The sequence below is a fragment of the Anaerococcus sp. Marseille-P3915 genome, assembly GCF_900258475.1.
GTDB classification, from domain to species: domain Bacteria; phylum Bacillota; class Clostridia; order Tissierellales; family Peptoniphilaceae; genus Anaerococcus; species Anaerococcus kampingae.
Window position 1 is genome coordinate 44893 of the sequence record NZ_LT984887.1, and the last position, 26481, is coordinate 71373.

General features: G+C 35.8%; 28 protein-coding genes, 1 tRNA gene and 1 other annotated feature. Of the genes, 23 read left to right on the plus strand and 6 right to left on the minus strand.

Annotated elements, in window-relative coordinates; genetic code table 11:
* The first annotated feature begins 99 nt into the window (after positions 1 to 99).
* From C8269_RS00135 to C8269_RS10735, 7 genes are all read left to right on the plus strand, one after another.
* Complete coding sequence (locus tag C8269_RS00135) at positions 100 to 717, plus strand: class I SAM-dependent methyltransferase (RefSeq protein ID WP_106459867.1); 618 nt, start codon at positions 100 to 102, stop codon at positions 715 to 717.
* Positions 718 to 741: 24 nt separating this feature from the next.
* Positions 742 to 1749, plus strand: a complete 1008-nt coding sequence (locus C8269_RS00140) for a hypothetical protein (RefSeq protein WP_106459868.1) — start codon at positions 742 to 744, stop codon at positions 1747 to 1749.
* Positions 1750 to 1813: 64 nt separating this feature from the next.
* Entirely contained in the window at positions 1814 to 2974 is a 1161-nt protein-coding gene (locus C8269_RS00145) for a nucleotide sugar dehydrogenase (protein WP_106459869.1), read from the plus strand.
* Between the two features lie 4 nt (positions 2975 to 2978).
* On the plus strand, positions 2979 to 3656 hold the full coding sequence (locus tag C8269_RS00150; RefSeq protein ID WP_106459870.1) for a hydrolase: 678 nt from the start codon (positions 2979 to 2981) through the stop codon (positions 3654 to 3656).
* Positions 3656 to 4588: a P1 family peptidase gene (locus tag C8269_RS00155; RefSeq protein WP_106459871.1), complete on the plus strand. Its 933-nt coding sequence runs from the start codon at positions 3656 to 3658 to the stop codon at positions 4586 to 4588. Before C8269_RS00150 ends, C8269_RS00155 begins: the two co-directional genes overlap by 1 nt.
* Positions 4589 to 4735: 147 nt before the next feature.
* Complete coding sequence (locus C8269_RS00160) at positions 4736 to 5476, plus strand: cation:proton antiporter (RefSeq protein ID WP_106459872.1); 741 nt, start codon at positions 4736 to 4738, stop codon at positions 5474 to 5476.
* A gap of 8 nt (positions 5477 to 5484) precedes the next feature.
* Complete coding sequence (locus C8269_RS10735; protein WP_158698362.1) at positions 5485 to 5646, plus strand: hypothetical protein; 162 nt, start codon at positions 5485 to 5487, stop codon at positions 5644 to 5646.
* 86 nt (positions 5647 to 5732) lie between these two features.
* Here the strand turns inward: C8269_RS10735 and C8269_RS00165 are convergent, their stop codons facing one another.
* Entirely contained in the window at positions 5733 to 6482 is a 750-nt protein-coding gene (locus C8269_RS00165; protein WP_106459873.1) for an SDR family NAD(P)-dependent oxidoreductase, read from the minus strand.
* A gap of 158 nt (positions 6483 to 6640) precedes the next feature.
* Between C8269_RS00165 and rpsF the strand changes: the two genes are divergently transcribed.
* The 5 genes from rpsF to C8269_RS00190 all read left to right on the plus strand — a co-directional run bounded on the left by rpsF (position 6641) and on the right by C8269_RS00190 (position 10370).
* Positions 6641 to 6925, plus strand: coding sequence for a 30S ribosomal protein S6 (gene rpsF, locus C8269_RS00170; protein ID WP_106459874.1), 285 nt, complete (start codon positions 6641 to 6643; stop codon positions 6923 to 6925).
* Position 6926: 1 nt separating this feature from the next.
* Positions 6927 to 7469, plus strand: a complete 543-nt coding sequence (locus tag C8269_RS00175; RefSeq protein ID WP_106459875.1) for a single-stranded DNA-binding protein — start codon at positions 6927 to 6929, stop codon at positions 7467 to 7469.
* Between the two features lie 21 nt (positions 7470 to 7490).
* Positions 7491 to 7718 carry a 30S ribosomal protein S18 gene (rpsR, locus tag C8269_RS00180; protein ID WP_106459876.1) on the plus strand — a complete coding sequence of 76 codons (228 nt, stop codon included), beginning with the start codon at positions 7491 to 7493 and terminating at the stop codon, positions 7716 to 7718.
* A 292-nt stretch (positions 7719 to 8010) separates the two neighbouring features.
* On the plus strand, positions 8011 to 9975 hold the full coding sequence (locus C8269_RS00185; RefSeq protein WP_106459877.1) for a sodium-translocating pyrophosphatase: 1965 nt from the start codon (positions 8011 to 8013) through the stop codon (positions 9973 to 9975).
* A gap of 62 nt (positions 9976 to 10037) precedes the next feature.
* Positions 10038 to 10370 (plus strand): hypothetical protein, encoded by a 333-nt coding sequence (locus C8269_RS00190; protein WP_106459878.1) that lies wholly within the window; start codon positions 10038 to 10040, stop codon positions 10368 to 10370.
* Between the two features lie 167 nt (positions 10371 to 10537).
* Here C8269_RS00190 and C8269_RS00195 read toward each other — a convergent pair.
* From C8269_RS00195 to C8269_RS00210, 4 genes are all read right to left on the minus strand, one after another.
* Positions 10538 to 10627: transfer RNA gene (locus C8269_RS00195), tRNA-Leu, on the minus strand.
* Positions 10628 to 10668: 41 nt separating this feature from the next.
* Positions 10669 to 11388, minus strand: coding sequence for an amino acid ABC transporter ATP-binding protein (locus tag C8269_RS00200; protein ID WP_106459879.1), 720 nt, complete (start codon positions 11386 to 11388; stop codon positions 10669 to 10671).
* The gene (locus tag C8269_RS00205) at positions 11375 to 12079 is read right to left on the minus strand and encodes an amino acid ABC transporter permease (protein WP_106459880.1); all 705 of its coding nucleotides are present in this window, start codon (positions 12077 to 12079) and stop codon (positions 11375 to 11377) included. Before C8269_RS00205 ends, C8269_RS00200 begins: the two co-directional genes overlap by 14 nt.
* A gap of 6 nt (positions 12080 to 12085) precedes the next feature.
* A complete protein-coding gene (locus tag C8269_RS00210) occupies positions 12086 to 12853 on the minus strand; it encodes a transporter substrate-binding domain-containing protein (RefSeq protein WP_106459881.1) in 768 nt (255 codons plus the stop codon).
* 42 nt (positions 12854 to 12895) lie between these two features.
* Positions 12896 to 13127 (minus strand) — a binding site (T-box leader).
* A gap of 94 nt (positions 13128 to 13221) precedes the next feature.
* Between C8269_RS00210 and ispE the strand changes: the two genes are divergently transcribed.
* The 10 genes from ispE (at position 13222) to thiE (ending at position 23313) form a co-directional block, all read left to right on the plus strand.
* Positions 13222 to 14067 carry a 4-(cytidine 5'-diphospho)-2-C-methyl-D-erythritol kinase gene (gene ispE / locus C8269_RS00215; RefSeq protein ID WP_106459882.1) on the plus strand — a complete coding sequence of 282 codons (846 nt, stop codon included), beginning with the start codon at positions 13222 to 13224 and terminating at the stop codon, positions 14065 to 14067.
* A complete protein-coding gene (gene murI, locus C8269_RS00220; protein WP_106459883.1) occupies positions 14060 to 14812 on the plus strand; it encodes a glutamate racemase in 753 nt (250 codons plus the stop codon). Before ispE ends, murI begins: the two co-directional genes overlap by 8 nt.
* Positions 14809 to 15714, plus strand: coding sequence for a Ppx/GppA phosphatase family protein (locus C8269_RS00225; RefSeq protein ID WP_106459884.1), 906 nt, complete (start codon positions 14809 to 14811; stop codon positions 15712 to 15714). Before murI ends, C8269_RS00225 begins: the two co-directional genes overlap by 4 nt.
* A gap of 2 nt (positions 15715 to 15716) precedes the next feature.
* Positions 15717 to 17900, plus strand: a complete 2184-nt coding sequence (ppk1, locus tag C8269_RS00230; RefSeq protein ID WP_106459885.1) for a polyphosphate kinase 1 — start codon at positions 15717 to 15719, stop codon at positions 17898 to 17900.
* A 230-nt stretch (positions 17901 to 18130) separates the two neighbouring features.
* A complete protein-coding gene (locus tag C8269_RS00235; protein ID WP_106459886.1) occupies positions 18131 to 19129 on the plus strand; it encodes a M15 family metallopeptidase in 999 nt (332 codons plus the stop codon).
* A gap of 8 nt (positions 19130 to 19137) precedes the next feature.
* Positions 19138 to 19509 (plus strand): RidA family protein, encoded by a 372-nt coding sequence (locus tag C8269_RS00240; protein WP_106459887.1) that lies wholly within the window; start codon positions 19138 to 19140, stop codon positions 19507 to 19509.
* 735 nt (positions 19510 to 20244) lie between these two features.
* A complete protein-coding gene (locus tag C8269_RS00245) occupies positions 20245 to 20730 on the plus strand; it encodes an NUDIX hydrolase (RefSeq protein ID WP_106459888.1) in 486 nt (161 codons plus the stop codon).
* A gap of 642 nt (positions 20731 to 21372) precedes the next feature.
* Positions 21373 to 21918, plus strand: coding sequence for an energy coupling factor transporter S component ThiW (gene thiW, locus C8269_RS00250; protein WP_106459889.1), 546 nt, complete (start codon positions 21373 to 21375; stop codon positions 21916 to 21918).
* Positions 21887 to 22702: a hydroxyethylthiazole kinase gene (gene thiM / locus C8269_RS00255; protein ID WP_106459890.1), complete on the plus strand. Its 816-nt coding sequence runs from the start codon at positions 21887 to 21889 to the stop codon at positions 22700 to 22702. Before thiW ends, thiM begins: the two co-directional genes overlap by 32 nt.
* Positions 22699 to 23313: a thiamine phosphate synthase gene (gene thiE / locus C8269_RS00260; protein WP_106459891.1), complete on the plus strand. Its 615-nt coding sequence runs from the start codon at positions 22699 to 22701 to the stop codon at positions 23311 to 23313. The genes thiM and thiE overlap by 4 nt, the downstream gene beginning before the upstream one ends.
* Before the next feature lie 63 nt (positions 23314 to 23376).
* On the opposite strand, the gene C8269_RS00265 is transcribed toward thiE, so the two are convergent.
* Positions 23377 to 24594 carry an FprA family A-type flavoprotein gene (locus C8269_RS00265; RefSeq protein WP_106459892.1) on the minus strand — a complete coding sequence of 406 codons (1218 nt, stop codon included), beginning with the start codon at positions 24592 to 24594 and terminating at the stop codon, positions 23377 to 23379.
* Between the two features lie 203 nt (positions 24595 to 24797).
* Between C8269_RS00265 and C8269_RS00270 the strand changes: the two genes are divergently transcribed.
* Positions 24798 to 26474: an acyl-CoA dehydrogenase family protein gene (locus tag C8269_RS00270; protein WP_106459893.1), complete on the plus strand. Its 1677-nt coding sequence runs from the start codon at positions 24798 to 24800 to the stop codon at positions 26472 to 26474.
* The last annotated feature ends 7 nt before the right edge of the window (positions 26475 to 26481 follow it).

A 26481-nucleotide genomic window follows, 5' to 3' on the forward strand; every position in this document is an offset into this window, starting at 1 on the left:
CCTTTCTGGTCTATTATACATTTTTTCAAACTTATGCAAAGGAGTATAATCTAAGCAAAAAGTACTTATAATAAGTGAGTTTTAATCTTGGAGGAGACAATGCTAGATAATAAAGGCTTTGACTTATGGGCAGGAACTTATGATCAGACAGTAGAAGAAACTGATGATGAAAAGTCCTATCCCTTTGCCGGTTATAAGGAAATTATAAATGAGATTTATAAGAGGATTTTAAATTCTAAAGTTCATAGAGTATTAGACCTGGGCTTTGGCACAGGAAGGTTAGCTAAGGCCCTATATGACCAGGGTCTTGAAATTTTCGGTCAAGATTTTTCAGAAGAGATGTTAAAGCTAGCTAAAGAAAAGATGCCAAAGGGAAATTTATACCTAGGAAATCTTGCTGATGGCCTAGCTAGTGATTTGATTGATAAAAAATATGATGCCATTGTTGGAACATATTCCCTCCACCATTTGGATGATAAGGAGAAAGTAGTCCTCATAAAGTTTTTACTTACTCTCCTTAATGATGGCGGAAAAATATATATTGGTGATGTGACCTTTGAAAGCCGTAGGGATTTGGACGCTTGCAAGAGAGAAGCGGAAAAATATTGGGATGATGATGAGATTTATTTTGTATATGATGAAATAAAAAAATCCTTTCCTGATATAAACTTTGAAAAATTTTCCTTTTGCGCAGGTCTTTTGACTCTTGCTAAATAAATTTAAGAAAAATAGAAAGATGATATGGGCGATATAATAATTATAGGGACTGATCTAAAAGATTTTAAGAAATTACAAGTAAATACAAGGTTTTATAAGTCTTTGGGTGCTGATTATATAATTTTAAGGCTCTCTGATAAGCTTAATGAGGCAGGGATAAAAGAACTTTTTAATCTTAATGATTATTATAATAAGCAAGGTCTGGGGCTCGGCCTAGGCTTCGACCTTAGGGATTTGATGGCAGCTTTACTTTCTAAACCTGCTTCAGCCATTGATTTTTCTGATCCGAAAATTAGAAAAAGCCTTTATCATTTTATTGAATATTTAATTAAGCATGGGATTTCATTTTTAAATTTAGAAGGTCTGGAAAATTTAAAAAGTTCTAGTTTGGGACTTTTTGAAGCTATAAGAGAGCTTAACAAAAATACCTTTTTTAATAAGGAAATTACAAGCCTTGGAACCTTTAAAAATCAGAATCTAAGTATGAGGTCCCTATCAAATCCCAAGCTTCCTGGCCTAAGCCTAATTGGCTATGATGGGCAGGTAAGAGATTTACTTAAGCTTAGTTTAAATTTTAGGGAAACTGGGTCTGGACTTTGTTTGACTTATTCAAATTTTTGGCAGGATGGAATTAATTACCGAAATTATCCAATCTATGCTAAGAGGATGATTTACATGACCTTATTTTTCCTGAAATCTAGCCTTTATGTAAATGAGAGTGATTTAGATTTTGATGATGTGATATTTTTACGAAAGCTATTTGATCTTAAAAGCAAAATCGCTAGGGTAAGAGGCCTTAGGAAAATTCTCCCAAAAGAATCTGAAATTATAGCCTTTATTAGGCAGCAAGATGACGAAAAGATTTTATTCTTAGCAAATAGGGGCCAAAATGAAGTCTTAATTGATATAGGCTACCAGGTTATGGATTACAAAGAATATAAATATTTGCTAGGTTCTTATACATCAAGGAGTCTTTATAGAAATATCCTCTTAAGACCCTACGAAGCTGTCGCTTTTATAAGGTCTAAATAATTGTAAAAGTCGCTAAATATTGTAAAATCTAATATAGATAAGTCAGAAGACATCAGGAGGAAATATGAAAATTGTTGTACTTGGCATGGGCTATGTGGGCCTTTCAAATGCTATTTTGCTAGCTCAATCAGAAGAGGTGGTTGGGGTAGATATAAGTAAAGAAAAAGTTGACCTTATCAATAACAATATATCACCAATTAAGGATGATTACATAGAAAACTATCTTAAGAACAAAGAATTAAATCTAGTGGCAAAGACTAGTGGAGTAGATGATTTTAAGGACAGCGACCTAGTAATCCTTGCTCTTCCTACAAATTATGATGAGGAGGAATCTTATTTTGACACATCTTTCTTAGACGATGCTATAAAGGAGATTAAGGCTATAAGGAAAGACTTGCCAATTCTTATAAAATCAACTATACCAATAGGCTACACCAAAAAAATAAATGACTTATATGGATGTGACAATATAATATTTTCGCCAGAATTTTTAAGAGAGGGCAGGGCACTTTACGATTCTTTGAATCCTTCTAGGATTATTGTCTCAAATGAAGGGGGATTTGGGGAGAAAATCGGAAGTCTTTATAAGAAAGAAGCCCTAAATGACCCAGAACTTATCCTTATGGGCTCAAGCGAGGCTGAGGCTGTAAAGCTCTTTGCCAATACTTACCTTGCCCTAAGGGTGGCCTTTTTTAATGAGCTAGACTCCTTTAGCTTGGCCAAGGGACTTGACTCTAAAAATATTATAAGGGGTGTGTCAGCTGATCCAAGGATTGGCGACCATTACAATAACCCATCATTTGGTTATGGCGGTTATTGCTTGCCAAAGGACACCAAGCAGCTTTATGCCAACTTTGCCGGCATACCAAATGCCTTATTTAAGGCAATTATTGATTCCAATGATATCAGAAAAGATTATCTAAGCAAGGACATTATGGATAAGAAGCCAAACTTAATCGGCATCTATAGGTTGGTTATGAAAAAGGGTTCAGATAATTTTAGAAAGTCTGCTATCTTTGATGTGATTGAAAATCTCAAAAAAGAGGGAGCAAATTTAATTATATATGAGCCAAATATTGACGGCGATGATTTTGAAGGCATGAAGGTCGTTAATAATTTAGAAGATTTTAAAAAGGCAGACCTAATCTTAGCAAATAGGCTTGAAGACGAGCTTATAGATGTAAGAGAAAGGGTCTACACTAGAGATTTATTTAACAGGGATTAATATTATGACAGATAAAAAATTCGTACCCGAGGTACATTCCAAACTTAGAAAATCATTTATATCAGTACCAGAAGAAATTTATAAGGCAAGCGGGATCAAGATTTTTGATAAGAGAATTAAGTCTCTGCTCTTTACGACAGACCTTGCAATAATTAGAAATTCAAATGCCGACTCAATTATGGCAGTATATCCATACACACCCCTTAATTCTATAACAGAATCTATAATTTCAATTGCAAGCGTGCCTTGCTTTATAGGAGTGGGTGGGGGAACAACTCAAGGACCAAGGTCAAGGGCGATAGCCTATTATGCTGAGCTTGCAGGAGCCTATGGAGTGGTAGTAAATGGGCCAATTCCTCACGAAGATATAGAAGAGATTTCTAAATTTGTAGACATACCAGTCATAGCCACTGTGACCTCGCTTAAGGATGATTACAAGGCAAAAATTGCGGCAGGAGCTGAGATTTTAAATGTATCAGGGGGCAAGTATACAGCAGATTTAGTTGCCCACATTAGGGCTGATATTGGAGATAAGTTTCCTATAATTGCCACTGGTGGTAAGGACGGCAAATCCATCCTAGAGACCATCGAAGCTGGGGCAAATGCCATCTCCTACACTCCACCTTCATCATCAGATGTCTTTGGTTCAATGATGGATAAGTATAGAAACGAGGATATCTGATGTATGGTGGACATTTTACTGATGTTGGAAATATCAAATTAGGTCACGCCCAAGACTTAGATGGAGGAACAGGCCTAAGCATAATCCTTCCAGATCCAGGTAATACTGCAGGAGTCGATGTAAGGGGAGGGGCGCCAGGTACAAGGGAGACTGACCTATTAAATCCTCTAAACCAAGTTTCAGAGCTAAGCGGCCTTATCCTTTCAGGAGGGTCTGCCTATGGACTTGAGGCTTCCTCGGCTTTGATGAAAATCCTTGAAAAGGAAGGGATTGGTTTTAATGTAGGTGTGGGAGTCGTGCCAATAATTAGCCAGGCGGTTTTATTTGACCTAGCCTATAAAAGTTCTAAGGCAAGACCAAATGCAGCCATAACCCAAGAGGCTTATGATAAGGCGACCAATGAAGATAAGAGCCAAGGTCTAGTTGGGGCAGGGTGTGGTGCGACAGTTGCCAAGGGCCTTGGGCCAGAACATTTGATGAAATCAGGACTTGGCCAAGCTTCAATAAAAAAGGGAGACCTAGTTGTATCTGCAATCGTTGCTGTAAATGCCTTTGGAGATATTTATGATTACCATAAGGGCCTTCAAATCGCAGGACCAATTATAGATGGCAAGATGGTCAAAACCATGGATTACCTAGACCAAATCCTAGGCTCTTTTGCTGATATCAAGCCAACTAACACAACAATTGGGGCAGTAGCAACCAATGCGACCTTTACTAAGACTGAGCTTACAAAAATTGCCGGCATGGCCCATGATGGCTATGCTAGATCGATTAATCCAGTCCACACATTGATGGATGGGGATACAATATTCTCCTTAGCTACCAATAAAATCAAGGCAGATATTAACCTGGTTGGCGCCTTGGCAGCTGATGTCATGAGCAAAGCCATTGCCAATGCTATTTATAGCTTAGGAGAAATTGAAAATTAATGCTGATATTCAAGAGGCTAGGAAATCCTAGTCTTTTTCTTTGCCTATAAATTGACAAGATTAGCTTATATTTACTTAAATAGTATAATATATATGTATTATAATATATCTTATAAAATTATGAAATAAGGATGGAGGAGGATTTTATTGGATATTCAGATTAAATTAGCCCTGATGATTTTTTTGGGAATTATTGGAGGCAAGATTTCACGAAGGTTTAAATTGCCAAATGTCACAGGTTATATAGTGGCTGGTTTGTTATTAGGACCTTCATTTTTAAATGTTTTAAGTGAGGCTAACCAGCCTATGGTCGACTTTGTAAATGAGTTTGCCCTAGGAATTATTGCCTTTTCGATTGGAAGTGAGTTTAGGCTAGAAGATTTGAAAAAGCTTGGCAAGGACGTCTTTGTAATCACTGTTTTCGAGGTCCTTGGAGTCTTGATTTTAGTATTTTCTGTCATGTATTTTATTTTGGACAAGTCTTTTGTATTTTCAATTATCATAGCTTCTATGTCAGCAGCTACTGCTCCAGCAGGGACAATGATGGTTATTAGACAATTTAGGGCCTATGGGCCACTTACCAAGACAATTTTACCAGTTGCAGCCCTTGATGATGTCCTTGGAATTATAAGCTTTGGAGTTTCTATGTCCTTGGCCAAATTTGCCATCGGGGAAAAGAGCCTGTCAATACCGATGATGATACTTAGTCCTCTGATAGAAATTGCCCTGTCATTTTTATTAGGACTTTTAATTGGCTTAGTATTTACCTATTTAATTAAGAAAGTTAGGTCAAAGGATGATGAGCTTTCGTCAATTATTACAGTAATTTTATTATCAACTGGTCTTGCAAACTTCTTCAAGCTTTCACCACTTTTGGTGGCGTTTTAAGGTCGGTTATGGATAATAATAGACCTTATAATAAGACAATTTTTACACTAGTAGATGACGAAGACTTAAGGGCGACCAAGGATGCTGTTAAGGAAGTCCTAGGTGATATGAACCAGCCTGGAGTAGGCCTGATGTTTTCTATAGATGTGGGAGATGTCGTTGGAATATAAAGATTAAGAGGCCTGGACCTCTTTTTTCTTGCCCAAATAAAAAATTCCTAATCCGAGAATGGATTTAGGAATTTTTTATATATACTTTACATAAAGGTTGCCCCGTCACAGTAGAGGATTTCTCCTGATACATAGGAAGCCATATCGCTTGCTAAAAATAAGACTGCATTTGCCACATCTTCTGGTTCGCCAATCCTTTTTAGTGGAATCATTTGTTTGACAGGTTCGATTTGCTCTTTTGGAAGGACTTTTACCATGTCTGTGTTTGTAACACCAGGAGCAACTGCATTTACCCTAATTCCATAAGGACCAAGCTCTCTAGCAAGTGATATGGTTAGGCCATTTATAGCAAATTTACTTGCCGGATAGGCAACTCCAAGTTGTTGGCCATTTTTACTTACCATTGATGAGAAGTTTACAATTACCCCGCCCTTCTTCTCTATAAAATGAGGCAGAATCTTGTGGATCATATTGTAGGTGCCATTTACATTTATATTCATTACATTGGCAAAATGAGCAAGGTCAGCATCAATGCTTGGTATATTATCTGAAACTCCTGCACAGTTTACTAGGATATCAATCTTGCCGAAGTAACTTAGGACTTTTTCTACAAATTCTTTTACACTTTCTTCATCTGTAAGCTTTGGCCAGTAACCCTTAAAATTTTCCTGATCATATTTTTCACTTAAGCTTGCAAGAGCCTTGTTAGCAGATTCTTCTCTTGAACCAAGAACAGCAACTTTTGCTCCATTATCTAAAAATTTTTCTGCAACGGCATAACCAATACCTCTTGATGAGCCAGTTATGATTGCAACTTTTCCTTCTAATAATTTCATATTTGCCTCCTTTATTTCTTAATTAATACTTACCCCTTTTAGAAAATAAATATCCCTAAAGATATTATTTGACATAAGGATGCTAAAGGAGTATTATTACTAGGAATTCTCTACTCCGTAGTATAAACGGGGTCAATAGTCCATAGGGAGGTGAAAATATGAATATATATGAAGCAGTATTGATTTTCAAAACTGACTTAGCTGATGCTGACAGAGTAGCTCTTCTTGATAGATTTAAAGGTCATATCGAAGAAAATGGCGAAGTTGTATCAGTTGATGATTGGGGAAAGAGAAGACTAGCATATGAGATTAACGATCTTAAAGATGGTTACTACTATATCGTAGACTTCAAAGCTGAACCAGATCACATCAAAGAATTCGAAAGAAGATTAAGACTATCTGATTCAATTCTTAGATACATGGTTATAAGAAAAGAGGACTAATTTGAATAAGGTTATACTGATAGGTCGCCTAACAAGGGACCCAGAGTTAAGGTACACACAATCAAACCAAGCGGTTTGTACATTCAATTTAGCTATTGATAGAAGATTAAGCAGAGAAAGAAGAGAAGAAGCGGAAGCATCTAATCGTCAAACAGCGGATTTTCCAAGAATCACAGTTTGGGGTAGACAAGGCGAAAATGCCTCTAAATACCTCAGCAAAGGAAGTCAATGTGCAGTAGAAGGTAGGATCCAAACAGGAAGCTACCAAGATAGAGAAACAGGTAAGACTGTTTATACAACAGATGTTGTTGCTGATAATGTTGAGTTTTTAGGCTCAAGAAATGACGGTCAAAGATCAGCTAATAGCGGATCTTTCCCAGGTGACAACCAAGATACCTATAATAACAATTATTCTCAAACTAACAACTACCAAAATCAAAATTATAATCAACAAAACCAAGGCTCAAATAACTTTGGCGGCAATGATGACTTTTTTGATGATGACTTTACTGAAATCCAAGACGATGGTAGAATTCCCTTCTAGATTATAAGGAAAGGAATAACAATGGCAGTAAGAAGATTTAAACCAAGAAAAAAGGTTGATCCATTTGTTAAAGACCCATCTAAAGTAATAGATTATAAAGATATTGAAACTCTAAAAAGATTTATTACTGACAGAGGTAAGATTCTTCCAAGAAGAGTTACAGGTCTTAACGCTAAACACCAAAGAGAAATAACAAGAGCAATCAAAAGAGCTAGACAAGTAGCTTTATTGCCTTACGAAGAACAATAAGAATAATAAAAAATATATAAATTTCAATAAGCAATTAGAAGGGGTGCGCCGGCATCCTTTTTTATTTGTGACATTTAGTTTTTTTAAGAAAAATCTTAAATTTATCAAAAACTTTCACTTTTATGATAGTTTTTGGTTAAAAAATAAGTATAATTAAGTATATAATATGAGGCAGTATGATTTTAAGGATTTTTCTTTTTGGAATATTATTAAGAAATTTCTTTTTGGAAACTTTTATATTTATAATTTGAATAATACAGCCCATAAAAATTTAATAACATTAGGAGGAAATATGTTTATAGAAATTTTATCCCTCTTTGTAGCTATTTTGGCTTTAGTCCTAATGGCTTTCAACATAAGAGAGAGGATATTACCTGTTTCTAAAGGCTCAGAAAGAATGAGCGAGATATCAGGTTATATCAAAAATGGAGCTATGACTTTTATTTCAAGTGAGTATAAGTTTATCGCTATTTTTGTAGTTGTAGTTTCAATCCTTATAGCTATTTTCCTAGATTATAGGATTATGATTTGCTATATAGTAGGTTCAGCTTTTTCAATGCTAACAGGCTTTATAGGAATGCTTACAGCGACAGAATCTAACGCAAGATGCACTAACGAAGCTATGGAGGGTGGTAGATCTAGAGCCCTAAAGCTTGCCTTTACAGGTGGTTCAGTAATGGGTCTTGCTGTAACAGGACTTGGATTTTTAGGTCTTGTAGTAAGCTTTATGATCTTTAGAGATCCAGCAATTGTAATGGGTTATTCCCTAGGTGCCTCATCTGTAGCTCTATTTGCTAGAGTTGGTGGTGGTATTTATACAAAGGCTGCTGACCTTGGTGCAGACCTTGTAGGTAAGGTTGAAGCAGGAATTCCAGAAGATGACCCAAGAAACCCAGCAGTAATTGCAGATAACGTTGGAGATAACGTAGGTGATGTTGCAGGTATGGGAGCAGACTTATTTGAATCCTATGCAGGAGCAATCATCTCAGCCATAACCCTAGGTCTTGTATCTTATGGTGAAGTAGGACTTAAATTTACCCTACTATTAGTATCAATCGGAATCCTTGCATCAATTGCATCAACAATTCTTTTCCTAGGAAAGAAACACAAGAGTCCACAATCAGCTTTAATGCAAACAATCTACTTATCAGGATCTATAGTTATTGTAGCAGCCCTTATCCTTTCCTTATCATATTTTGGAAACTTAAGAGCAGCCCTAGCTATAATTACAGGCATCATAGTAGGTATTTTGATAGGACTATTGACAGAAATTTATACATCAGACCATTATAAATTTGTAAAAAATATAGCAGAAGAATCAAAAACAGGTGTTGCAACAAACATCATAGCAGGTCTTTCAACAGGAATGCTTTCAACAGTTTATCCAATAATCCTTATAGGACTTGGAATAATCGTAGCCTTCTGGGCAGATGGAGTCTTTGGTATAGCCCTATCAGCAGTAGGAATGCTTTCAACAACAGCAACAACTGTAACAGTAGATGCTTACGGACCAATCACAGATAATGCTGGAGGAATCGCCGAAATGGCCAAACTTCCAAGTCATGTTAGAGATATAACAGACGAATTAGACTCAATTGGTAACACAACAGCAGCTATTGGTAAGGGTTTTGCCATAGGATCAGCAGCCCTAACAGCCCTATCACTTTTTGTAACATATTCTGAAACTCTAAAGCTAGAAACAATCTCAATCCTAGATTCTAAGGTAGTAGCAGGAATGTTTGTAGGTGGTATGCTACCATTCTTATTCTCAGCCCTAACCATGAACTCAGTAGGTAAGGCTGCAACAGAAATGATTGAAGAAGTAAGAAGACAATTTAAAAACGACCCAGGTCTACTAGAAGGAACAAGCGAACCAGATTATCAAAAATGTATTGAAATCTCAACAGCAGCATCCCTAAAAGAAATGATTATACCAGGCGTACTTGCTATAGTAGTGCCAATATTTGTAGGCAAGGTCTTTGGACCAGAAACCCTAGGCGGCCTTCTTGCAGGAGCTTTAGTAACAGGAGTATTACTTGCAATATTCATGTCAAATGCAGGTGGTGCTTGGGACAATGCTAAAAAACACATCGAAACACTTGATGGAGAATTTGGTAAAGGTTCAGAAGCTCACAAAGCAAGCGTAGTGGGAGATACAGTAGGTGATCCATTCAAAGACACCTCAGGCCCATCACTAAACATCCTAATCAAGCTAATGACAGTAGTATCAGTAGTTTGTGCAGGCTTATTTATTTAAAACATCAAACGGCGGTTTAAAAACTGCCGTTTTTTTGATATAATCAAATAAAGGAGCAAGTCATGAGCATATATTTATTTGAATACCTAGTCCAAATCCTAGGTGGCCTTGGCCTAAGCTATTTTAGGGGCTATAGAGACCTAGAATTCATATTTTTTATCATTTACATAGCAGGCATCATAATGATGGTCTATCACAACTACAAAATCATGGACAAAAGCTGGATGGCCTATATAAACTTTGATCTAATCTTTGTAATAATAGTAATAGGAATCCCCAAATTATTTGACCTAAACGGATTTGAAATCCCAATCATGGTAATTGTGGGCCTAATCTATGCCTATTTGATGGATAAGAAGAAGCATAAAGAAGTTGAAGATAAGGGTGATATTTAAATTAGATATAGATTAATTTTATGTAAAATATTGTAAATAGGAAAAACTTTATCTAGGTTTAAAATATGGCGAATTAAAAAATGTAAATACATTAGCAAATTATAAAATTAGAAATATAACTACAAAAAAAGAAGGTCAACGCCTTCTTTTTTTATGTTAATTAAGTTTGGTGCGGGATAGAAGATTTGAACTTCCACGACCTAAAATCGGTCACAAGATCCTTAGTCTTGCGCGTCTGCCAATTCCGCCAATCCCGCTTAGTATCACTATTAAATGATACTATGATTTTTATATTTTGTCAAATTATTTTTCCTAAGAAATCTTTGGCCCTGTCTGTTTTTGGATTTGCAAAGAAGTCTTTTGGGTCCTTACTTTCTTCGACAATGATCCCACCATCCATAAAGATTAGCCTATTTGATACTTCTCTTGCAAAGGCCATTTCGTGGGTTACTACAAGCATTGTCATGGCATCATTTGCAAGATCTGCCATTAGATTTAGGACTTCTCCTACCATTTCTGGGTCTAGGGCGCTGGTTGGTTCATCAAAGAGCATGATTTTTGGATTCATCATGAGAGCTCTTATTATTGCTATCCTTTGTTTTTGACCACCTGAAAGCTCATCTGGATAGGAGTTTTTCTTATCTGATAGACCGATTCTTTCTAGGAGCTCTTTTGCCTTTAATTGGGCTTGCTCCTTATCTAGCTTGCCCCTTAGGACTGGAGCTAGGGTTAGGTTGTCTATTATTGTCAAGTGAGAGAAGAGGTTGAAATTTTGAAATACCATACCTATTTCTTCTCTAAGACTATTTATATTTATATCTTTTACATTTTCTCCTAAAAATAATATCTCGCCGCTATCTATCTCTTCTAGGAGGTTTAGGCTTCTTAAGAAGGTTGATTTTCCCGAGCCTGATGGGCCAATTATTGAGATAACATCACCTTTATTCACTTTTAAATCTATTCCTTTTAGAACTTCGTTGTTGGCAAAGGACTTGTGGAGATTTTTAACTTCTAACATGTTTTACCTTCCTTTCCATAGCTTTGAAGGCTTGCTCTATTAGAATTACTATAATTAGATAGATTAGAGCTGCCGCAAGATAAGGGACGCTTGCCTTAAAGGTTTTGGATATTATTATTGATGCCCCACGAGTTAGGTCAGCTAGGCCTATGAAGCCAGATATTGAGGTCTCCTTTAGGAGGGTTATGACTTCATTGCCGAGGGCTGGGAGGGCATTTCTTAGAGCTTGGGGAAGGCTTATCTTAAAAAGGGCTTGCTTATATGATAAGCCAAGGCTTCTTGCTGCTTCTACTTCTCCTTTAGCCACTGAATTTAGGCCGCTTCTTATAACTTCTGACATATAAGCTGCTGAGTTTAAGGTGAAGGTTGCTATGGCAATGATTACAAGGTTATCAAGTCCTACTAGGATTACGTTAAACATAATTAGTAGTTGGATGGTTGATGGAGTACCTCTTATTATTGTTATGAATAGACCTGCTAGTTTATCTAGGAGATTTAGGGCAAAACCTTTTGGATTATTCCATTTAGGATTTAAGTCTAGCTTGGCTTTTTTGATTATAGCAAGGATTAGACCTAGGATAAAGGACAATATCAGGGATACTATACTCACTAGAAGGGTTATTTTAAGCCCTTCTAGCAGGTAAACATATAGGTTATCATCTAAGAGATTTGTCTTAATTAAGTCAAACATTAGGGCCTACTTATATTTTTTGACAATTTCTTCGATTGTGCCATCGTCTTGTAGTTCTTTGATAGCTTTATTTATTATCTCTTTTGCTTCATCTTCTTCCTTACCAATAGCAAAGGCATAGTCTTCAGATTCGTAGTCAGCTTCCATGATTTCTAGGTCATCGTTGGCAGCTAGGAATTTTTCTGCTGAAGTTTTGTCCATTAAGATTGCATCGACTTTTCCATTTTGAAGGGCAAGAACTGCATCAGGATATTTGGCAAAGGCGGATACTTTATCAAATTCTTCTTCAGCTATCTCATTTCCTACTGTACCAAGTTGGCTACCAATTGTTTTATCTTTTAGGTCATCTTTTGATTTGATTCCGCTATCTTTCTTTATTAAGAATATTTGAGTACTAGATGCGTAAGTATCTGTAAAGTTAACATTTTCAAGCCTTTTTGGATCTACAGTCATACCAGCAGCACCTATATCGGCCCTGCCCGAACCAATTGATGCTATGATGTTGTTAAAGTCCATATCTTTAATTTCTACGTCAACTTTCAATTTTTCGCCAATGGCCTTTACAATTTCTGGGTCGATACCAACAATATCTTCACCCTCATAAAATTCATATGGGGCAAAGTCCGCACTTGTTGCTACAGTTAATTTTCCATCTGCAAGGATACCTGGTAATTTATCTGCGCTTTCTGCTTCCTTAGCATCCTTAGTATTATTATTTGATCCACATCCTGTCATTAGTCCTGCTAATAGGACACCGATTAATAGTTTTTTCATTATAAATTCCTTTCTTTTTTGGGCATAAAAAAAGCTCCTCCCTCTAGGGACGAGTTTACCGTGTTGCCACCCAATTTCTCTTATTTCTCACAAAATAAGACTTAATAAGTACTATCATACCTTATGCTGTAAGGGGCACACCCCTAAGGCCCTACTCTTATTTCAGGTCTTAAGCTCAAAGACTCTCTTCATCTTACCCTTACCTGTCTTCTTCCACTGTACAAGACTCGCTAGAGGATTTATGTAAGATTACTCTTCCTATCATCGCTTGTTATGCTTTATTATATACCCTTTATTTTTCCTGTCAAGCTATTTAGATAAAGTATAGAAAAAATAATCATAAAGGATATAATAATTTTGAGGTATATATGATTAAAAAATGTTTTGCAAAAGTGAATCTAAGCCTTGATATTCTAAAGAAGAGAGCCGATGGCTATCATGATATAGATACAATCATGGCAAGGATTAGCTTATATGATAAGTTAGAAATTAAAAAGACAGGGACAAGTGAATTTGAGTACCAGTCTAATATAGATTTAGGTCATCTGACAGATAATTTGATCTACAAGGCTTACAAAAAATTAGCTCCTTTAGCTTATGAGAAGGGAGAAGACCTAGGAGTAGCTATCAAACTTAGGAAAAATATTCCCCTTGCAGCAGGCCTTGCGGGAGGGTCTACAGATTGTGCGGAAACCATTAAGGCCTTAAATGAGCTCTGGGACCTGGGTCTTTCAAAAAAAGAAATGGCTGAGCTTGGAAAAAGCCTAGGGGCTGATATTCCATTTTTCTTTGAAGAAAGCCTGGTAAGGGCTGAGGGAATTGGCGAGATAATAACACCTTTTACCAATAAAGTTAAGATGAAACTCCTCCTTATAAATGATGGGACAGAAATCGCATCATCTTATGTCTATAAGAGAACAAAAACCTATGGTCATATTGATAATGAGGCAATCATTTGTGGTTTAGAAAAGGGTAAGTCTGAGATAATCGATAGTTTTGAAAATGTGATGGAGGAAGTAGTCCTCAGAGATTTTCCTCACTTAAATACTATCAAAGAAAATATTTTGGCCAACGGAGCTTCTAGGGCCCTTGTTTCAGGTTCTGGAGCAACTGTATTTGGGATTTTCTTTGATGATGAGACTCTTGATAAGGCCTATGAGAATCTCAAAGATGTCTATGACTTTGTAGAAAAGGTGGACCTTATAGATGACTAATATAGGCGTGTTTGATTCAGGATTAGGCGGAATTGCTGTTTTAAATGAGCTAGCCAAGAAAAATGACGCCAATTTCTATTATCTAGGTGATAACCTAAGGGTCCCTTACGGCAATAGGCCAAAAGAAGAAATTAAAAAATTTGCTATAGAGCTTGTCACATTTTTAGAAAGATTTGATATAGACTTCTATATAATTGCTTGCAATACAATCTCAGTTACTTGCAAGGATTACCTTATAGAGCATTTCAAAAAGAAATTTATTGCCATTACAGATATGGCTGTTGAGGCAAGCCTTGAATATGAGGGAGATTACCTAGCCCTTGCCACCAAGGCCACAATATCAAGTCATTATATAAAAAATAAGATAGAGGCAAAAAAAGATGCCACAGTCTATGAAATGGCAGCTCTTAAGCTTGTAGATTTAATCGAAGAGGGATATCTTGAGGGACCTGACCTTGATGAGACACTTAGAGAATATTTATATCCTGCCAATGACAAGGCTCTTGAAAATATAATTCTAGGATGCACTCATTACCCGCTGATTAAAGACCAAATACAAAAAAATCTCACTTGCCAGGCAAATATCATAGATCCTGCAATTTATTTAGCAGATAAATTAGACCTAAGATCTGGCGAAAAAGGGGTAAATATATTTATGACAAAGAAATCAGCCAAGACAGAAAGACTGATTGACCAAATAATGGAAGTTGATTACAAATTAAATTACCTAGGAGATATCAAATGATTTATGCAATAATGGATATTGGTTCAAATACCGTAAGGCTATCAGTTTATAAGGAAAAAGATGGCGAAGCTATTAATCTATTTTCAGAAAAAGAGCAAGTTTCTCTAAAATCTTTCGTTAAAAAGGGCAGGCTTACAGAAAAGGGCATTTCAAGACTCTTACACACTTTAGGGAAATTTAAGGCAGTTGTGGATAATTTTGATGATATTGATGGTGTTTATCCTTTCGCCACAGCTACTGTAAGGGATGTGGCAAATAGGGCAGATGTCTTAAATCTGATCAAGGATAAGCTGGACCTAGATGTAGAAATACTTTCAGGCGAAGAAGAGGCTAAGCTTGCCTTTGTAGGTGCGGCTATTTCAACAGAAGTAGCAGAGGGTGTACTTACAGATATAGGTGGCGGTTCTTCAGAAATTGTCCTAATTGATCAAGGAAAGGTTATAAAATCAGTTTCCTTGTCAATTGGCTCTTTATCAGCCTTTAATGACTATGTCGATGGCTTATTTGCAGATAAATCTGATAAGAAAGAAATTGAAAAACGCATTGATCAGCTTCTTGAAGATAGCCTTATGTATGCAGAAGATCAAAAAATTCTTGCAGCAGTAGGTGGATCTGCTAGGGCTAGCTTAAAATTCTACAAGGAATATTATAAGCTTGATGATAGCGTTAGAAGCATGGATGCAAGCGAATTTAATAAGATGCTTAAGGAAATCTTAAAGGCAGATGACAGGTCTAAGCTAGATATGATTCTTGCTGTCAAACCTGATAGGGTTCACACTCTCTTGCCAGGAATGATAATTTTAAATAAAATTTGTAAATTTTTCTCAATCGATACAATAAATGTTAGCCAAACAGGTGTTAGGGAAGGGTATGTCTATAGCAAACTTTTAGGAAGGAAATAGCTATGACAGATATAAGCTTTACGCAAAATAGGGAGTTATCTTGGCTTGAATTTAACAAAAGAGTCATAGATGAAGCAAGGGATAAAAATGTGCCCCTACTTGAAAGGTTTAAGTTTTTATCCATATATGACAGTAACTTGGAAGAATTTTTTATGGTAAGGGTAGGATCTCTCACAGACCTATCTCACCTTAAAAAAGAACCTGTAGATGGCAAGTCAAAGATGACGGCCAGCCAGCAGATTGATGCGATTTTAGCAAAACTTGTACCAATGTATGAACAAAAGGATGATATCTACGAAGACCTTGTTTATGACTTGGCTGAAGAAGGGATAAAAATATCAAGAGTAAAAGATTTATCAGAAAGAGAGAAGAGTAGTTGTCAGATTTATTTTGATTCAAAAATCGAACCTATTCTTTCCTTTCAGATAATAGATAGGGTCCACCCAATGCCAAGACTCGCAAACTTAAGCCTTTCGGTAGTGTTTGATCTAGAAAAAAAGAAGGTTAAAAGTCAAAACCCAAAGGAAACAGTCGGAATAATTTACGTACCTGATAGGCTAGATAGGTTTGTTAGAATATCTGAATCAAATTATGTTTTTATCGAAGAGATAATCAAAGAATTTGGAAAAGAAGTCTTCGAAGGATACAAATGCCACAATTCCTATGTTATAAGCCTAACCCGCAATACCGATATAAGTTTTGATGATGATGATTACGATGTTGATATGGATTTTAGGTCCTATATGAAGGGAAAACTTAAAAAAAGAAAGAGGCTAGAACCAGTTAGGTTAGAGGTTGACAAGGACTTAAGTCTTCTAGATATAGATTTTTTATGCAAAAGCTTCGCTTTAGACAAAAAATCAATCTTCACATCAAGAACACCTATGCAATTAGGCTTTATCTATGATTTTATAAGTGCCCTTCCAGAAGATTTTCAAAAAGAACATTCATTTGAAGAATTTAGCCCACAAGCATCAGCCATGGTCGATCCTCAAAGGCCAATGATAGAACAAATTCTAGAAAAGGACCTAATTTTATCATATCCTTATGAGTCAATGGATCCTATGATAAGACTTTTAGAAGAGGCAGCAGAAGATCCAAGCGTTGATTCCATAAAGATAACCTTATATAGGATAGCCAAGGATTCAAAGATTGCAGCAGCTCTAATAAAGGCAGCAGAGGCAGGCAAGGAAGTCATCGCCCTAATGGAATTAAGGGCAAGATTTGATGAGAACAATAATATCTTGTGGTCATCAAGGCTAGAAGAGGCTGGTTGTAAGATTGTTTATGGCTTTGACCACTACAAGTGCCATTCAAAAGTATGTCTAATAACCAGGTATGAAAATGAAGAAATATCCTTTATTTCACAAATAGCTACAGGAAATTACAACGAAAAAACAGCCAAACTCTACACAGATTTTTCCTTCATGACAAGTGATATGGTAATTGGCCAAGATTGCAAAGATCTTTTTGATAATATCCTAATAGGAAATCTCGAAGGTACTTATAAAAAGCTCTTGGTTGCCCCAAAATCAATGCAAGTAGGACTATATGATCTAATAGATGATCAGATAGATAAGGCTCAAAGGGGAGAAGAAGCCTATATAAGGTTAAAAATGAATTCCATTTCTGATAGGGTTTTAATTAATAGGCTGGCAAGGGCATCTCAAGCAGGCGTTAAAATAGAAATGATGGTAAGGGGCATAACTTGCATCCTGCCAGGAATTGAAGGTAAAACTGACAATCTTGAAATTTACCAAGTAGTGGGAAGATTTCTAGAACATCATAGAATCTATCAATTTGGCAAGACTAATCCAAAAATTTATATATCATCAGCTGATTTTATGACAAGAAATATTAGAAATAGGATGGAAGTAGCTGTTCCAATAGAAGATTGTAGGATAAAGAAATATATATTAGACTTCACCAATCTAATGTTTTCTGATGATGTAAAGATGAGAAAAATGGATAGGTCAGGTTTTTATAAAAAGGTAGACAATATTAAAAATATTAATGCTCAAGAAGTTCTTATGATAAAATCCATTGAAGCTTCTAAAAATGTAAAAAATAAAAATCAATCAGACAATAATATAAATATAAATAAAAAGATTGATAAAAAATTGCAAGAGAAAAATATGAAAAACAGAAGCTTTTTAAGCTATATCGTATCAATTTTTAAGAAATAGTCAAAATAAAACTAAAAAATGTAAAAATCCGACAAATAAGTCGGATTTTTCTTATAAAACATCAAAAAATCCACATTTTGCCCTAGGTTTTTTTTCCAAAAGATGTTATAATGAATATAGCAAATGGTAAAACAGCGCTAAAGCTATGAATTGAAATATATTTATAATTATGCAAAATTTTACTTATCCAAAAGACTCACAAAAATATTGAAATAAATAGAGGATTGAAAATGTCAAACAAAGGAATAAGAGAGCTTAAGAGACGCAAAAGACGCGAAGCAAGAAAGAAAAGAAAAAGGGCGATTTTGCTTGGGGTAGGTGCACTACTTACAATCACCACCATCAAATTTGCCATACCTGAAAAAGATACCTACCAAATCAAAAGGCCAAGTGAATACAGAATGGCTTCAGGTGATCTTGTCAGAGAAACTAACGAAGATAAGAAAACGCAAGAACGTGATGTTCATGTAGCCACAGAGATTGGTTTTAAAGATACAGATATAGCAGATGAGCTAAAAATAGAAGATAGCTCATACCAAGATCAATTAATTGAATATGTAAAATGCATGCAAACCCAATATGCCTACCAATTTCCTAATGATTATTCAAAAACAGATAAATTCATTAAGGAAGGCGCATATTTAGGTTTTTATGGCTGTGAAAATGGCTTTGCCAAGGTAAAGATAGATGACACCTATTATTATGTAAATAAGTATGGACTTGCAAGGCTAGGTAAAAATGAACAGATAAAGGTTGTAAATGGCTTAGCTTATGTAAGTGAAGCCTACCCACTATCAGCTAATTTTGATCCAGGGGTAGATAAGACAGCCAGACGTGCTTTTGAGACAATGCGTCAAGATATGGCAAGGGAAAACCTAGACCTAAGGATAGCATCTGATTATAGAGGCTATGATCTTGAGCAAAAGATGTTTGAAGCAGGTGAGGTAGATGCCTCAAAACCTGGAACAAGTGAGCACCAACTAGGTGTGGCCTTCGATTTTTTTACCGAAGGCAGCAAATATAACGATAAATTTGAAGCGACAGCTCAATACAAGTGGCTAGCAGAAAATGCCTATAAATACGGCTTTATCGAGAGATATCCAAAAGGCAAAGAAAACATAACCCACCACAAGGCCCAACCATGGCACTTTAGATTTGTGGGTGTTGAAAATGCCAAAGAGATCTATGATAACAAGCTAACCCTTGAAGAATTCTTAAAAATTAACTAGGAGGAAATATGAAAGCAATCAATACAGAGAAAGCACCAGCAGCAGTAGGAGCATACGTACAAGCAATAGCAACAGATAATTTAATATTCACATCAGGCCAACTCCCATTAGATCCAGCAACAGGAGAACTTGAAAGTGATATCAAAAAGGCTACAAAAAGAGCTCTAGAAAATATCAAAGCTATAGTAGAAGAAGCAGGTTCATCAGTTGATAAAATAATAAAATGCAATGTATTTTTAGATAAAATCGAAGACTTCGCAGCCTTTAATGAAGTATACGAAGAATTCTTCGGTGACCACAAACCAGCAAGAAGCGCCCTAGAAGTAGCAAACATACCAAAAGGAGCAGTAATAGAAATCGAAGCTATAGCATTGTCCTAACGAGAACGAAGTTCGAGTTATGGAAATACTTATGCAGAGGTATGAACTTGTCCTCTTTTTCTGAAAGAAAATGAGCAGAAAGTTCCACCGATGCTATAGCCTTGTCCTAACGAGAACGAAGTTCGAGTTATGGAAATACTTATGTAGAGGTATGAACTTGTCCTCTTTTTCTGAAAGAAAATGAGCAGAAAGTTCCACCGATGCTATAGCCTTGTCCTAATTTGTCCTGAAGGAAAATTATGGAAAGACTTATGTAGAGGCATGAACTTATCTTTATTTTCTGAAATAAAATAATCAGAAAGTTCTGCCGATACTATAGCCTTGTCCTAGCGAGCACGAAGTGTGAGTTATGGAAAGACTTATGTGGAGGCATGAACTTGTCTTTATTTTCTGAAAGAAAATAAATAGAAAGTTCTGCCGACACTATAGCTTTAATTAAAAAAAGTTTTTGGCAAAAAGCAGTTGGTTGTGCCCAATTTTGAGCATATATTCTTAGAATTTGCGGATACATTTCAATAATTTTGTCAAAGCAATTTGAGTTTAAAAATACTTATAAAACGAGATTTTTAGCTTTTTTGATAATAAAATCATTTTATGATTTGTTTTATGATTCATTAAATAAATTGTTTAAAAATTCTCATTATATAAAAATCAAATCTAAGAAAAAACAAAGTTGACCCATCCGGGTCATTTTTGTTTTTGTGGAAATTGAAAATAGAGTTAGGGGAGATAGAGATGGATCAGGATTGTGGATTTAGAAAAGGTAATAAGCGGTTTAGGTATAGGGCGGCTGCCATTATAGTTGAAGAAGATTGCCTTTTGTTTGCGGGAAATGAAGTAGAGGACTATTACTATTCCGTTGGTGGCGGAGTACATCTGGGGGAAAGTTCTGAAGAAGCTGTAAAAAGAGAAGTATTCGAAGAAACAGGAATTAATTATGAAGTGGATTATTTGGCTATAATCCATGAGAATTTCTTTGTAGGAAGTTCTAATTTAGAAGGCGTCGATTGCCATGAGATTTGCTTTTATTACATGATGAAGCCTAAGGGCAATAAGAATCTTAAGAGTAATAGCTACACCATGGAGGGGCTTAAAGAATCTATGCACTGGATTCCAATTGATGAACTTGATAACTATAAAGCATATCCATCTTTTATTAAAGAATATCTTAAGTCAGATCATTGCGGCTTAGAACATATAATTACAGATGAGAGATCCTAAGATTTTTTGCCAATTTCTTAAGATATCCTCTTTATTTAGAAAAACTTTTCATTAATAAAAAAATTGATAAACTAAAAACTTATTTATAAGGAAAGTTTCGATTTTCATTGACAAAAAAATCATTTTATACTAACATAGGTATAGACAAGGGAGTTCTTTAAAGATCTGAGAGGAAGTTAATCTTCGACCTTAGCTGATTTGGATAATGCCAACGTAGCTAGTCGCAATCTTTTTTATGAGTTGATTCTTATCATGAATTTTTTTGAAACAGTCTTTGTGCTGTTTCTTTTTTTATTTCACTTTTATCTTTGATTAAACTTTCTTGTGAAGATCGTTTAGCGGTAGATCGGGCAGACCACTTTCTATCGCTTAAGAAAAGATGCTTACAAAGAAAGGTTGTAATTTAAAAAGAGATGAGCATTTACCACTTTAAATAATGCAGTGGAGGCGCTGGAATCTAAGTTTGTAGTTGACTTAGGTTTTTATAGGCTAGGTGGAGGATATAATTGTAGCAAGAATTTATTGCTATTTTTAATACCTTGCACCAAATTTCAAAGATATAGGAGGAGAATTTGTCGAGTCTATAGAAAAAATTAGCCAATTTATAAAAATTAGACCCAAACTCCTCAAAAGGAGAGTAAAATGAAAGAAAAAAACAAAACTTATATCATGATAACTTTATCCATGTTTGTAACAATTGGAGTAGTAATTTCACCCATCCTCAGATTTGAAGGCTTTGCGCCAACGGCTCACTTTGTAAATATAGTTTGTTCAGTCTTTATGGGACCTTGGTATAGCCTTGCAAATGCAATCCTCACTGCCTTTATCAGGATGACTTTTTTAAGTATTCCACCTCTTGCAGTGACTGGCCAAGTTTTTGGGGCGGTCCTTTCTGGAATTTTATATAGAAAGACTAAGGGTTCAATAATAGCAGCTGTAATAGGTGAGATTATAGGAACAGGAATAATCGGGGCAATAATATCAGCACCTGTAATGACCCTATTTTTGGGAAATAAAAATATTGCCTTATTCTACTATATTCCAAGCTTTTTTATAGCAACTCTCTTAGGAGGCTCAGTAGCTTTTATCTTCTTAAAGACCCTCCAAGGATCAAATATGCTGATAAAGATACAAAATTCTTTAGGAATCCAAGCTTATGAAAAATCTAAAAGACCTAGTAAAAATTAGGGCAGAGATAAGAAAAAAAGAACCCCTAATCCATGCCATTACCAATCCCATAGCCATAAATATGGTTGCAAATTCAATCTTATTTGTGGGTGCTAAGCCAATTTGCGCTGAGCATCCACAAGAGATGGAAGATATAACCCCAAAGGCAGATGCCCTATCAATAAATCTGGGCAATATCAACCAGCAAAGAATGGAAGCCATGGATAGGGCATCTTTTTTTGCAAGTAAGAAGGGTCTACCTATAGTAATAGACCTGGTAGGAATTGGGGCGAGCAAGTTAAGACTTAACTTTGCTAAAAATTTATTTGATAAATATAAATTTTCTTTACTCAAGGGTAATGCCTCAGAAATTATAGCCCTAGCTAAGGGAGCTTCTTCTGCCAAGGGAGTCGATGTTGGTAAAGATGATGAGGATAAGAGCCTAGAATATTTGATAAAAACTTGCCAAGCCTTAAGTAAGAAATACCAGGCGGCAGTTCTTCTTACTGGTAAGATTGATATTTTGGTAAAAGATAATAAGTATTACCTAATAGAAAATGGTTGTCCAGAACTATCTAATATAACTGCAACAGGCTGCATGCTTACAGGCTTAATTTCAGCCTTTATAGCGGTGACCGATGTCATAAATGCAAGCCTACTTGCCATGCTAATTATGGAAATCGGTGCAGAAATGTCGGATAAAGATAAGCCTTACAGCTTTTTTGTAGATCTTATGGATAAGATTGGGACAATAAGTGATGAAATTATAATTGATCATGCAAAAATCAAGGAGGGAGAAATTTGAAAAAATTATATCTGGTGACAAATTCTGATAAATACACAGAAGAAGAATTTCTTAGAAGAATAGAGGAGGCACTTAGGGGAGGAGTGGATATCCTCCAACTTAGGGAAAAGGAAAAAACTGATGGGGAAATACTTGACCTTGGCAAAAAGGTCAAGGCCCTTTGTGATAAGTATAAGGTCCCTATGCTAATAGATGATAAGCCACATTTAGCCTGGGCCCTGGCTTGTGGGGTCCATGTTGGAGAAGATGATATGCCAGTTGGCCTTTGCAGGAAGCTTTTAGGGCCTGATGCCCTAATAGGAGCAACAGCCAAGTCGGTAGAAAAGGCCAAAGAGGCAGAGGAAGCTGGTGCTGATTATTTGGGAGTGGGGGCGATTTTTGAAACCAAAACCCATGTCAAAACCAGAAGGACCTCTGTAGAAACTCTAAAAGAAATCAAGGAAAAAGTAGCTATAGATGTCTATGCTATAGGCGGCCTTAATTTTGATAATGTAGATGTTTTAGAAGGATCTGCTATCGATGGGATTTGTGTTGTAAGGGCTATAATGGATGCAGAAAATGTTTATGAAGAGACAAAGAAATTAAAGGGAAAAATAGAAGAAATTTTATAATAAGAACCCCAGGGCCAATCATTTTTAAGGATAGACCTGGGGTTTTGTTAATAAGAAAATATATTAGATTTCTGTATTTTTAATATCTTCAGCTATAACCTTAGCAAGTTCTTTAAGTTCTGCTATTTGTGGTTCTTTTACTGCTGAATTTATTTTTACATCTTCGCCGATGTATTTACATTTAGCCGGTTCTAAGATTTCTTTTGAAATCTCAAGGGATTTTCCGCCCCATGACCAGTTGTTTAAGAAAGAAACTGTTCTATTTTTATATCCTGTACCTACAAGCTCTCTTAGGAAGGCATCCATTTTGTAATAAAGACCAGCATTGTAGTTGATTGGTGCAAATACTTGGTGGCTGAATCTATGGCAATCTGCTATTGGATATGATGGGTCCCAATCACTTACATCATATAAAACTATGTCTTCTACACCAAGCTTAGCTAGCTCTGCGGCAAGGATATCACTTGCTTGTTCTGTATCTCCATACATTGATGAGAATACTATAGCAACACCCTTATTTTCTGGAATAAATCCTGCCCAACGGCTGTATTTTTCAAGGATAAATTCGATTGATTCCTTATCCTTATAAACAGGTCCGTGTAGTGGAAGGATAGTGTTGATTGGAAGTCCTTCAACCTTTTTAAATAGGTTTTGAACCATCTTGCCTTGTTTACCAACTATATTTATATAGTAACGTCTAGCTTGTTCTAGCCAGTCACCCTTGTGGATAACCTTGCTAGCTTCGATATTACCAGCTATAGCATTGAAAGCACCAAAGGCATCTGCTGAGAAGAAGAGTCCTTCGTTTGTTTCATAGGTCATAAATACTTCTGGCCAGTGAACCATTGGAGCAAAGACAAATTTAAGATTTCTCTTACCAATATTTAGCTCATCGCCATCTTTGATTTCATAATACCTATCTTTGAAATTATCATTATAGAATTGTTCGTATAATTTAAATGTTTTTGCATTACCAACAAATTTACAATTTGGGTATTCCTTTAGGACAAAGTCTATGTTTCTGCAGTGATCAGGTTCCATGTGGCTTATAACTATATAATCAAGATCTTCACCATCAAGGGCTGCCTTGATATTTTCTAGATATTGTCTAGTAAAGGCTCCCTCAACAGAATCCATTAGAACATTCTTCTCATCCTTGATTACAAAAGAGTTATATGAAACTCCATTTGGAACTTCAAACATATTCTCAAATCTTGCAATTCTGCGGTCATTTACTCCGACCCAGAATATATTATCAAGTACCTCTATTATATTGTACATACGCACTCCTTTATTATTATTTCAACTTAACTATACCTGTTTTTTGAGAAATAGAAACATTTTCTTGACAATAAATAAACAATTGCAAATAATTATCATTTTAATGTTTGGATTGATAAAATATGGGTATCATTTTATTAGGATATAAAAGTTATAATACTTTATACAATATAATTTATCTAATAAAAATAAAAGGAGATAATATGGCATTTAATTTACCAAGAGATCTAGAAGAATTTAGAAAAGTCGTTAGGGCTTTTGCTGAGGAAAAGGTTAAACCTATAGCCTTTCACTTAGACCAGACTAAAGAATTCCCTGCAGAAATTGTAAAGGAAATGGGTCAAATGGGCCTTATGGGAATACCTTTCGATGAAAAATACGGTGGAGCAGGCTTAACTAACGAACACTATTCTATAGCAGTCGAAGAACTATCAAGAGTAGATGGTGGCGTAGGTGTAATTTGTTCAGCTCATACCTCACTAGGTACATGGGGAATCAATGAATTTGGTACTGAAGAACAAAAAGAAAAATATCTAAGACCTCTTGTAGATGGAACTTATATCGGTGGTTTCGGTCTTACAGAAGACAATGCTGGTTCAGACTCAGCAGGAACAGAAACAACTGCAGTAGATAAGGGAGATTACTACCTATTAAATGGTAAGAAAATCTTTATAACAAACGCACCAGAAGCCCAAACCTATCTAGTAACAGCAGTTACAGAACCAGGCAAGGGTAATCACGGTATATCAATGTTTATAGTTGATAAGGACTTTGAAGGTTTTACCTTCTCAGAACCATACGACAAATTAGGTATTAGATCATCAATTACAGCTGAGCTTCACTTTAAAGATGTAAAAGTTCCAAAAGAAAACCTACTTGGTGAACTAAACAAGGGCTTTAAATACGCAATGATGATCCTTGATGGTGGTAGAATTGGTATAGCAAGTCAAGCCCTAGGTATAGCTCAAGGTGCTTATGAATCAGCTCTAGAATACTCAATGAATAGAATTCAATTTGGTAAGGCAGTAGGTCATTTCCAATACAACTCTTTCACCTTAGCACAAATGGCTACAGAGCTTAAGGCAGCTAGACTATTAGTTTATGATGCAGCTAAGAAGAAAGATGCTCACGTAAAAGGCTATGGTAAGGATGCTGCAATGGCTAAACTTTACGCATCAGACCTTGCTGAAAAACTTACATCTAAAGCCCTACAACTATATGGTGGTTCAGGCTTTATAAAAGGTGTAGATGTAGAAAGACACTACAGAGATGCTAAGATTACTCAAATTTATGAAGGAACAAATGAAATCATGAAACTTGTAATCTCAGGCTACATCCTTCCAAAAGATAAGACAGCTAAAAAGGTTGAAAAACCAGTAGCTCAAGAAGCAGAAAAGAAACAAGAAATCTTCACAGGAGATCCAAAAGAAGCAGCTAAGAAATTAGTAGCAGCTCTTGTAGCTGATGGTTATAAACTAAAGGCTGAACCAGTAGACCTAGAAGGCTCAGTTGAAGAAGCTGACAGAGTAGTAGCTATAGGTATGGGTATTGGTGAAGAAGGCAACGTAGAAATTGCTAAGAAGCTTGCAAATCTTACAGGTTCAGTTCTAAGCGGATCAAGACCAATAGCAGAAGTTAAAAAATATATACCACTTAGACAATATATCGGACTTTCTGGTAGGAAATTTAAGGGAGACCTATATATAGGAATCGGTATATCTGGAGCAATGCAACACTTAAAGGGAGTAGAAGAAGCTAAAACTGTTGTAGTAATAAACAATGATGAATCAGCTAAGTTCTTCAAACACGCTAAATACGGTATAGTTGGTGACTTCCACAAAGTTGTTCCTGCTCTAATCGAAGAAATAGAAAAACTATAAAAATCTT